The sequence below is a fragment of the uncultured Caballeronia sp. genome (genome assembly GCF_964243625.1).
Taxonomy (GTDB): domain Bacteria; phylum Pseudomonadota; class Gammaproteobacteria; order Burkholderiales; family Burkholderiaceae; genus Caballeronia.
Genome location: NZ_CAXTGZ010000263.1, coordinates 1 through 8,102 on the forward strand (window position 1 = coordinate 1; position 8,102 = coordinate 8,102).

Genomic DNA, 8,102 nt, shown 5'->3' on the forward strand with positions numbered 1-8,102 from the left:
CGCGAGTTGCCTGTCCCGGTTCGACCGATGCACGTCGCTTGTATCTCGCGAGTGCCGCGCACGCGGCCGCTCACCTGACATGGTCGACCATGCGTTACGAGCGCGGCAAGCTCCGGCCGCTCCAGATCGCGCTCGTGGGTGCGATCGAGGACGCGCGGGTCGAGCGGCTCGCGATGCAGCGTTATCCCGGACTGCGTCACTGGTGGCTGCCGTTTCACCAGGCGACGGCCGACAGCGTGAAGACGGCGAGCGCGCTGATAGCACGTCTCTCTCGCGCATTGCTCGATGCCGACTATGCCGACGACGACGGCTGGGTGAACAAGGGCCGTGCGCTGTTCGATCGGGCGTTCAACGCCACGCTTGGCCTGGACCCCGCGATATCCCGTGAAATCGGCAATCTCCTCGGCAATGATCTCGGCCAGATGCGCGTGCAGTTCAACGCGAAGACGTATGCGCAGGACGCGCCTTATCGCGATGACAACAGCCTCGTCTGGCAAGCGGAACCGACGCCCATTGCGCCATCCGACGATGACACGCCGGCCGAACGAAACGGGTCGGCTCAGGCATCGGGCGATGTTCGCGACTTGCCGGCAGATGACGACCGGCCAACCGAAAAGGTCGCCGACTGCCCCGGCGATTTACCGGCAGCGGGGCACGAGGTCCGTGCGGACGAGGGCTTGCTGACGGTTCTGTCCGTTGCACGATATCGCGAGTGGGATTACGTGATACGCCGTTACCGGGCGAACTGGTGCAGGGTCGAGACAGTGTGCGCCGTTCCATCGGGTGCGACGCGGGTCTCGCCGCCGCACGACCCCGCCGAAGGGCGTGTGCGTGCGCTGTTGCGTTCGACGCGGTATCGCGTGGTGACAGGGAAGACGCTCGCTTACGAAGGCGACGTGCTCGCTCTCGACGCCTGCGTTGAAGGCAGGGTGGATGCCCGGCGCGGCGCGACCGACGATTTCAAGGCGTTTGCCAACCAGCGACTGAGCGCGCGGAGTGGTCCGCTGGCGGTGCTGATCGATCTGTCGGCCTCGTCGGGAACGGCGGGGCGGATGCACGGTGCGCTTGCGTCGAGTTGCCTTCTCGGCCGGGCGCTTGCTGCGAGCGAGCGGTGCTTCGCGTTATATGGCTTTCACTCCGATGGCCGCGAACGCGTTCGTATCCACCGCTTCAAGGACTTCGACGACAGGTGGGGCATCGAAGCAGAACAGCGTTTGATGCACGCCGTGCCCGGGCTCTCGACACGCTTTGGCGCAGCGCTGCGTCACGTGGGGGAGCAACTCCGGCCGCACATGACCGAGGATCTGCCCGGCTCGGTGTGGGTCGTCTCGGATGGCGTGCCCTACGACATCGATAGCTTCGATCCCCGGTATCTGCGTGACGACATGCGCCGCGCGATCGGTGAACTCAAGCAGCAGGGAATCCGTTGCGCATGCCTGTCGCCGGACGACACATCGCTCGAGACGGCGGCGGCCATGTTCGGCCGCAACCGGGTCGCGTCGCTGAGAACCCCTGCCGATCTCGCCAAGGCCTTGCTACGCGCAACATGATCAGGCGGCGAGCATTCGTTTTTTGTACAAGAAGACGAAACGCGCGGGAGTCGTGCCGGGATTCGGCGTTGTGCGTTCCAGCCGGTATCGCGACGTCATGAAGTCTATGACCGCCAGGGCCGCTGCCGGCGACAGCGCCGGCTTCCACATCCAGACGTCTTCCGCGCGATCGAGCGCGAGTTCGCCGAACAGCGCGCTTTCCGGATCGCTCGCGGCGCCTATCGCCCAGTCCTCCATCCGCGCGCCGAATTCCTTGATGTAGCTGAAGCACTCGAACTTGATCTGCTGCACGCTGTAGTTCATCGTCATCTCCTTGCAGCTAGCCTGGCAAGGGCATCAGGCGGGCAGGCGACGCGCCGCTTGCCGTGCGCGCGCGCCATTGATCGAAGAGCGTCGCGCCCGCGCGCTTTTCCTCGACCGACATATCGGTGAGTACGTTCTCCAGCGCGTTGAGCGCGGTGCCCACGCCGTGCTGCGCGGCAAGAGACAACCAGGCGAACGCCTGTACCCGGTCGCGCTCCACGCCGCGTCCAGTCGCATAGCTAAAACCAAGCCGGGCCTGCGACGGGTAATGCCCTTGTTCCGCCGCCCGCCTGTACCAGTGTGCGGCAGCCGCGTCGTCCTGCTGCACGCCGCGGCCTTTCGCAAAGAGACCGGCGAGATTCGCCTGCGCGAACGGATCGCCGTTTTCCGCCGCAATCATGATCCAGCGCACGCCCTCGGCTTCGTTTTGCAGGGCATCGTGGGTCGAGAGCATCATCGCGCCGAGATTTGTCTGTGCCTGCGTATGGCCCTGAATCGCGGCCTTCTTGTACCAATCGATCGCGCGCGGCAGATCGGCAGAGACCCCTTCACCGTTTGCGTATAGCGCGGCGAGCCACGCTTGTGCGTCTTTGTCGCCGGCGTGGGCGAGGGTCTCGAACAGTGCGAACGCTTCGCTGAAGCGGCCCTTCGTGTAATGCGTCACGGCGTCGTCGAGACTGGTGTCCTTGACAGGGTTCATGCAGAGTCTCCTAGGATTGAAAGGCCCGCGCGGCGGGCAATGTGGCCGTCAAGCACATTTTCGAACCAGCGGCGCGAATCGGATTCGTCGGCGCGGGCACAGGGCGACGCACATCGTTGCAGCAAGCGTTCGCGCCACACGGAAAACGGGTCAGCGCCGTACACGCTGATGCGGCACAGAGCGCGCTGCAACGCAATGGGCTGAAGCACGACTGCACAGGTGCTGCCTGCGCACCTGAGAACGATCAGGTTTGGAAAGCACCACATTGCGCTGACCCTATCGTCGATACCGTCGAAGGACGCACATCGGTCCGAGAACTTCGGCGCCATTTTCCCCGCCGCCATACATTGGCCGACGTGTTTCCAGTTGCCTTCGATCTCAAGCCACCCATGGTCCCGGCGCGAGGATGCAAGACCGGAAGGTGCGAGGCCGTCCACCGTCCGAAATGACGGCCCGGCCGGGTCGAGATGCACGAACAGAAGGCCTCCGGACACGGCGACCCGAACGCCCAGCAACCGCTCCGGCCGCAGACCGAGATACTGGTACATCTGCGGGCTCGGCTGACTGGTTTCATCGGCCGGCATGGGTGGCCGGTCGCGACTATGTCCGCAAGACGTGAACGAACACGATGTCTTGGCGCCCTGCCTGCACTGCAGGGGCACGACGCGGCAACCGCCATGCTGCGCGAGATTGAAGCGACCCGCGAGACGGCCGCCGGCAAGACGCTGCACATGTACCGCGTGATCGCCGGCTGTGAAGGGCAGCAGGTCGCCCGCGCCGGCGATGTCCTCGTCGACGCCAATGCAGATCCACTCGCGGGTCCAGATCGCATCATCCTCGATCTTCGCGAACGCCAGCGAGCGATAGGCATCGGCATGCATGCCAGTGGCACCGATCTCACTCATGCAAGGTCTCCCGGCGATCAGCTCGTTGTCACGACGGCGGGCGATTCATAGTCCGCGCGTCCCCGGTATTTGACCGCGCTTTCCGGCGCGGCCGGCAACGGTCCATCGGCGCTGAAGCGGTCGAGCACGTTTTGGGTGAGCCGCGAGATGTTGTTGTCGCAGTTGTTCCAGGGCAGTGAGCCGCAGTACGCGATCGAACTGAACGCAAAGCAGCCGCCACCGTTCGGCGTCTCGTGGAACGTGATGTCGGCACGCACGCGGGGATGCACGGTCCCGTCGAGACCTTGCTGGTTGAAGCCGAAGTCTTCCATGACGAGCAGGTACGCTTCGGTATGCCGTCCGGCCGAGGTCGCCACCGTCAGGATATGCGGCGGCGAGCCGAGCATGGTATCGACAATATCCAGTTCCAGTCCCGCCGCCCCGCCGCCGACCAGGCCGAAGTTGCCGAGCTTTTCATCGTACTCGATACCTTCGAACGCCCAGCCGACGCGTTCGTCCAGGCTCTCCGGCGTGCGCGAGAAGTAACTGGAAATGTCGAATCCCTCCGATGACATGCCGGTGCCCGCAACCGAATGCAGATAGCGTCCGCGATAGCGCCACATGCCGCCGAGTTCGCCTGTGCCTTGGTGATAGTACTCGCCCGGATCGGCACGCCACGTGCGAATGCCCGACTCGCAACGGCGCATTTCCGTCACGACTCCACGGCCCATGCCCTCGTACGCGGGGTGATACGAATGCACCCAGTACCAGCCGTCCGCGCCCATGTACATGATGCGGCCGCCGCGCTGCGTGTAGTCGTGCAGCGCGTCGAGCTGGGGGCCGGAGTTATGCTCGGGGTGAGAGCCGGTGATGATGACGTTGTAGTCTTCGAGCCGCGCCAGTCCGTCGTAGGTGAGGTCTTCGTCGGTGAAGACGTCGTACTCGTAGCCGAGTGTTTCGAGCCAGTACACGAGATGCAGGTCCGCCGGATATTGCCACGGCGCCTGGGCAAGGAAATGATCGTACTTCGGCCGGATGCTCAGGATCGGGCGCAGCCGCGACGAGAGGCAGATGCCGCTGCCGTCGGTGTGGGTATCGTAGATCGAGCCGCCATATTCACGATGCTCGGAAAGGAACATGTTCTGTTGCTGCATGATCGGCACGCGGTACACGAACAGCTCCGCGCCGCCGGCGTTGCAGGCCACGTGTTCATTGGCATACGCCATGTAGCTGATGGTCGGCACCATGACCGCGATCTTCGACTTGTTGGCACCGAGTTTCGGCACGATCCAGAACGGGATGTAGTCCTCGTCGCCCTCGGAGGTGGTGAGCTTCGCCGCGTAGAAACGGCTTTTGATATCAGCCGGCACGGTCCATTCGAAGCTCACATCCCAGCGCGCGTTATCCAGGTCGTCGTCGTGAAAGTGGATCGCGCCGTATTCTTTTTGCGCATGTTTCCAGTCGAAGTTGCGACCCGCCCAGTTATAGCCGGTAAGCGCGCGGGTCGGGCAATTGACCAGCGATGCGTCGAATTTGTAGGGTCCGTGATCGCGGCAGACGATCGTGTCGATGCCATCCGCGAAATCCCATGCGGCAACGATGCACTCCGAAAGCGGACCGGTCGGACCGGAATGCCTGCGCTCGCTGAGTCCTGGCTGGACGCCTGCCTTCATGGTCTCGATCTCGAGGCGTGAGAGCGCGCGTTTGCACAGGCGCGGACTGTCGATCTTGCCGTTGTAATGGCCGCCGATCAACACACCTTGAGGAAGCGATGAGCGGCCGATCGGACCGCTCTCAAGACCCTTCACGTAGCCTGCGATGACAAGCGGTATGTCGGCATGGACGATGGCATCGGCAAATCGTGCTTCGACCGGTGCGATCACGGGATCGAGTGCATAGGCAATTTGCGGCTCGTGATACAGCATCACGGCGCCCGTGCCGACGTCGAAGGTGGCGGCCAGGAAATGCCACGCGTGGTCACGCAGGCGCGTGCCCGTGGTAAAGGTCCTGCCGTTGATGCGCAGTTCCGCGCAGCCCTCGTCGTTGATGAAAAGGCCGTATCCCGCACCGTCCGACCACTTGGTGACCAGTCCTTGTGCGCCGTGCTTCCAGTAACGGGCATCCGTGCAGGGCGTCGTCGGCCAGATCCAGCATTGCAGCGTAAAGCTCTCGACCCGCAACTGCGATGCGTCCTGCACATACGCATAGGAGCCGCCGTAGACCGCCTGGGCACGGCCGTCGTAAGTCGCTTCGCAGTCGGCCATGACGGCCTTTTCGATGAAGCCGGGGCCGCGAGGATTGGTGTCGCCATTGATCATCTGCACGATCGACGCGCGATACTGCGCCGGCCCGTCACAGTTGACATAGAACTTGATCGTGTCGCCCGGATGCACGCTGAATTTGTCAGCGTAGCCCGTGAGTCGCATCGCACACATGGTAATTGGCTCCTGCCTTCATGCCGCTCCATTGAGCAGCGGTCGTAGGGGTAAAGCAACGTAAGCGACGTTATTGACCAGCCGCGTCAGGTCACCGGCCAGTTGTCGTCGCGGCGCTTGTAGCCCTGCGAATAATGTTCGGGCATGCCATCCGTCTCCGGCATTTCGTCCAGGCGCATCAGGAAGATCGCGTGCTGGATGTCCTGTTCGCTCGAATACACGTCATCGGTCGCGAACACCGGCGGAACGCCGCGAATGCCGGAAAGCCGGCCGATTCTCCATTCGGCATCGATTTTCGTGCAGATAATCACCAGCTTGTTTTTCGGCGATGCCCCCCGCATGCGCAGCAGCACGCGCCTGAGATCCGCGTGTTCGTGGGTGCCGCCGGTGACAACGGTGGTGTCGCCGGTCGTGCCGCACTTGAGGACTGAAAAGCCCGCCACCCCATGCATCGACTCGGTACATTCCTTGTGAAGCGCGATCAGCCTGTCGCGTTCCGGTGTTCCCTTCTTCGGTATAGGTATCATGAATTCATCCTCTTGAAAAGATTTATAAAGGATTACGAATTATTGGCGTTGAAGCTGCATTTGGCGTAGCCGATTCAATGCCCCGGTATTCATATGCAAGCACGCCGCGACGTTGCAACAGCCGCCGAAACGCAAAAAGCCCGATTGCCAAGACACTGGCAAATCGGGCTTTTTGGCCGTTACCGGATGAGACCTCTTTGTCTCGCCCAGCATCATGAGGCGCGCTTCGTTGCTTCCAGTCACGGGTTATTCGAACGTACCCCGCTAAGCATTGCATCGATCTTGATGCAACAAGCATGCCCGGATTCTACGGATACTGCAATACGACTTCCAGTGCTTGCACTGACGCCGTTTGCCTGCTGTTCAAGCGTATCGTGCCTGGAGTGCGACTATCGCCATGTGCGCATTCACGGTGCGTCTTCGTGTTCGCTTGGTGCGCGTCGCACTGCATGCGTGAAGTCCTAGTTCCTCACTGCATCTGCTCTCACGATCTCGTCCGCCACGGTTTCTATGTGCAGGTGATTCATGCGAGCCTGCGCCTGCAGCGCCAAATAAGCGTCTTCATCGGAGAGCTGCTGCGTTTTCATCAGGATTGATTTGGCAAGCTCGATGGTGCGCTGTTTGGCCGCTTTTTCCTCGGCGCGCCTGATGGTCTTCTCAAGCGTTTTTTGCGTCTTGTGCTGGGCGAGCGTTACGGCGATAGCGGTCAGCACGCCGAACGAGCGGACCGGCGAAGGAATCACGCTGAACGCATTGAGTTGCATGATGGCCTGGATCACCACGGGGTTTTCATAGGTGACGACCGGGATGATGGGCGGCGCGCCTTCCTGGCCAAGCCATTCAAAATGGCATGCCGCAGTCTGGGGGTTCACCGCCATTATCACCAGATCTACTTCATGGAGCGCCGCATCCAGATTCGGCCAGCAAACCTGAACCTTGCATCCGATCCGCTTCAGGTGTCCCAGCAACTCGTCGCGGTCCTGATCCGGCGGGTGCACCACCGCTATGCGCAGCGTACGTATGTCCTGCAACGACTGCAGCGTGGGCTGGCTACGCTTCATCAGCGGCTCCTGGCGACCGTGGGGGCGACACCTTCGAACTGACCGCCTTCGGTTGGCGTGTGCGCGATCACGAATGGATCGGCTCGCACGCGGGCGGGCATGGCTGCGACGATATCGAATTGCCCTGATGCGTTACACCGGCCAATTCGCGTGTGCAAATAGGCATGGTGATTTTCCTCGTCCATGCGGATACGTCCTTGCGGAGCATCGAACTCCATGCCGGGCAGGACACGCAGCAGCGACACCGGATTGTCGCTGCCCGACGTGCCCATGCTGCGCATGGCATTGGCAAGCACGTGCATCTGGAAGTAAGCGGCCTCCCAGCACATGTTCGTGACGGCGTCTGCGCCCATGAAGCGCCGGTAATTGTCGATGCACGCACGGTTCGTCGGGGTATCGACAGACTGGAAGTAGGAGGCCGACGTGAAATGGCCTTCGCCGAGATGTGCGCCCATTGCGGCGATCTCCGCTTCCGACGTGGTCACGCTCGCAATCGGAATCGTGGATGGTTCGAGACCACTCTTTGCGAAGCTGCGATACAGGCGCTCGACACCCACGCCGACCACTGTTGAGAAAACGAAGTCCGGGGCCAGCGCGGCGATGCGGTCGGTGATGGCGCGGTAGCTGTCTTCGCTTGCGTCG

The 8,102-nt window shown here is 62.3% G+C and carries 8 protein-coding genes; 1 reads left to right on the forward strand and 7 read right to left on the reverse strand.

Features of this window, described 5'->3' with window-relative positions; genetic code table 11:
- Positions 1 to 1,550: nitric oxide reductase activation protein NorD (locus tag ACFFAR_RS18125; RefSeq protein WP_375508218.1), on the forward strand; the 1,550-nt coding region annotated here is incomplete at its 5' end.
- On the opposite strand, the gene ACFFAR_RS18130 is transcribed toward ACFFAR_RS18125, so the two are convergent.
- The 7 genes from ACFFAR_RS18130 to ACFFAR_RS18160 form a co-directional block, all read right to left on the reverse strand.
- Positions 1,551 to 1,853: a hypothetical protein gene (locus ACFFAR_RS18130; protein ID WP_375508219.1), complete on the reverse strand. Its 303-nt coding sequence runs from the start codon at positions 1,851 to 1,853 to the stop codon at positions 1,551 to 1,553.
- Between the two features lie 16 nt (positions 1,854 to 1,869).
- A complete protein-coding gene (locus ACFFAR_RS18135; protein WP_174364366.1) occupies positions 1,870 to 2,553 on the reverse strand; it encodes an SEL1-like repeat protein in 684 nt (227 codons plus the stop codon).
- Positions 2,550 to 3,458 carry a hypothetical protein gene (locus ACFFAR_RS18140; protein ID WP_174364367.1) on the reverse strand — a complete coding sequence of 303 codons (909 nt, stop codon included), beginning with the start codon at positions 3,456 to 3,458 and terminating at the stop codon, positions 2,550 to 2,552. The genes ACFFAR_RS18135 and ACFFAR_RS18140 overlap by 4 nt, the downstream gene beginning before the upstream one ends.
- 17 nt (positions 3,459 to 3,475) lie before the next feature.
- Positions 3,476 to 5,872, reverse strand: coding sequence for a N,N-dimethylformamidase beta subunit family domain-containing protein (locus ACFFAR_RS18145; RefSeq protein ID WP_174364368.1), 2,397 nt, complete (start codon positions 5,870 to 5,872; stop codon positions 3,476 to 3,478).
- An 86-nt stretch (positions 5,873 to 5,958) separates the two neighbouring features.
- Complete coding sequence (locus tag ACFFAR_RS18150; RefSeq protein ID WP_174364369.1) at positions 5,959 to 6,399, reverse strand: N,N-dimethylformamidase, small subunit; 441 nt, start codon at positions 6,397 to 6,399, stop codon at positions 5,959 to 5,961.
- A 461-nt stretch (positions 6,400 to 6,860) separates the two neighbouring features.
- On the reverse strand, positions 6,861 to 7,460 hold the full coding sequence (locus tag ACFFAR_RS18155) for an ANTAR domain-containing response regulator (RefSeq protein WP_375508220.1): 600 nt from the start codon (positions 7,458 to 7,460) through the stop codon (positions 6,861 to 6,863).
- Positions 7,460 to 8,102: transporter substrate-binding protein (locus ACFFAR_RS18160; RefSeq protein WP_375508221.1), on the reverse strand; the 643-nt coding region annotated here is incomplete at its 5' end. The genes ACFFAR_RS18160 and ACFFAR_RS18155, both read right to left, overlap by 1 nt.

Coding starts and splice junctions, on each gene's coding strand:
- ACFFAR_RS18155 (WP_375508220.1), bottom strand. CDS start 7,460: ATGAAGCGTAGCCAGCCCACGCTGCAGTCGTTGCAGGACATACGTACG.
- ACFFAR_RS18140 (WP_174364367.1), bottom strand. CDS start 3,458: ATGAGTGAGATCGGTGCCACTGGCATGCATGCCGATGCCTATCGCTCG.
- ACFFAR_RS18150 (WP_174364369.1), bottom strand. CDS start 6,399: ATGATACCTATACCGAAGAAGGGAACACCGGAACGCGACAGGCTGATC.
- ACFFAR_RS18135 (WP_174364366.1), bottom strand. CDS start 2,553: ATGAACCCTGTCAAGGACACCAGTCTCGACGACGCCGTGACGCATTAC.
- ACFFAR_RS18130 (WP_375508219.1), bottom strand. CDS start 1,853: ATGAACTACAGCGTGCAGCAGATCAAGTTCGAGTGCTTCAGCTACATC.
- ACFFAR_RS18145 (WP_174364368.1), bottom strand. CDS start 5,872: ATGTGTGCGATGCGACTCACGGGCTACGCTGACAAATTCAGCGTGCAT.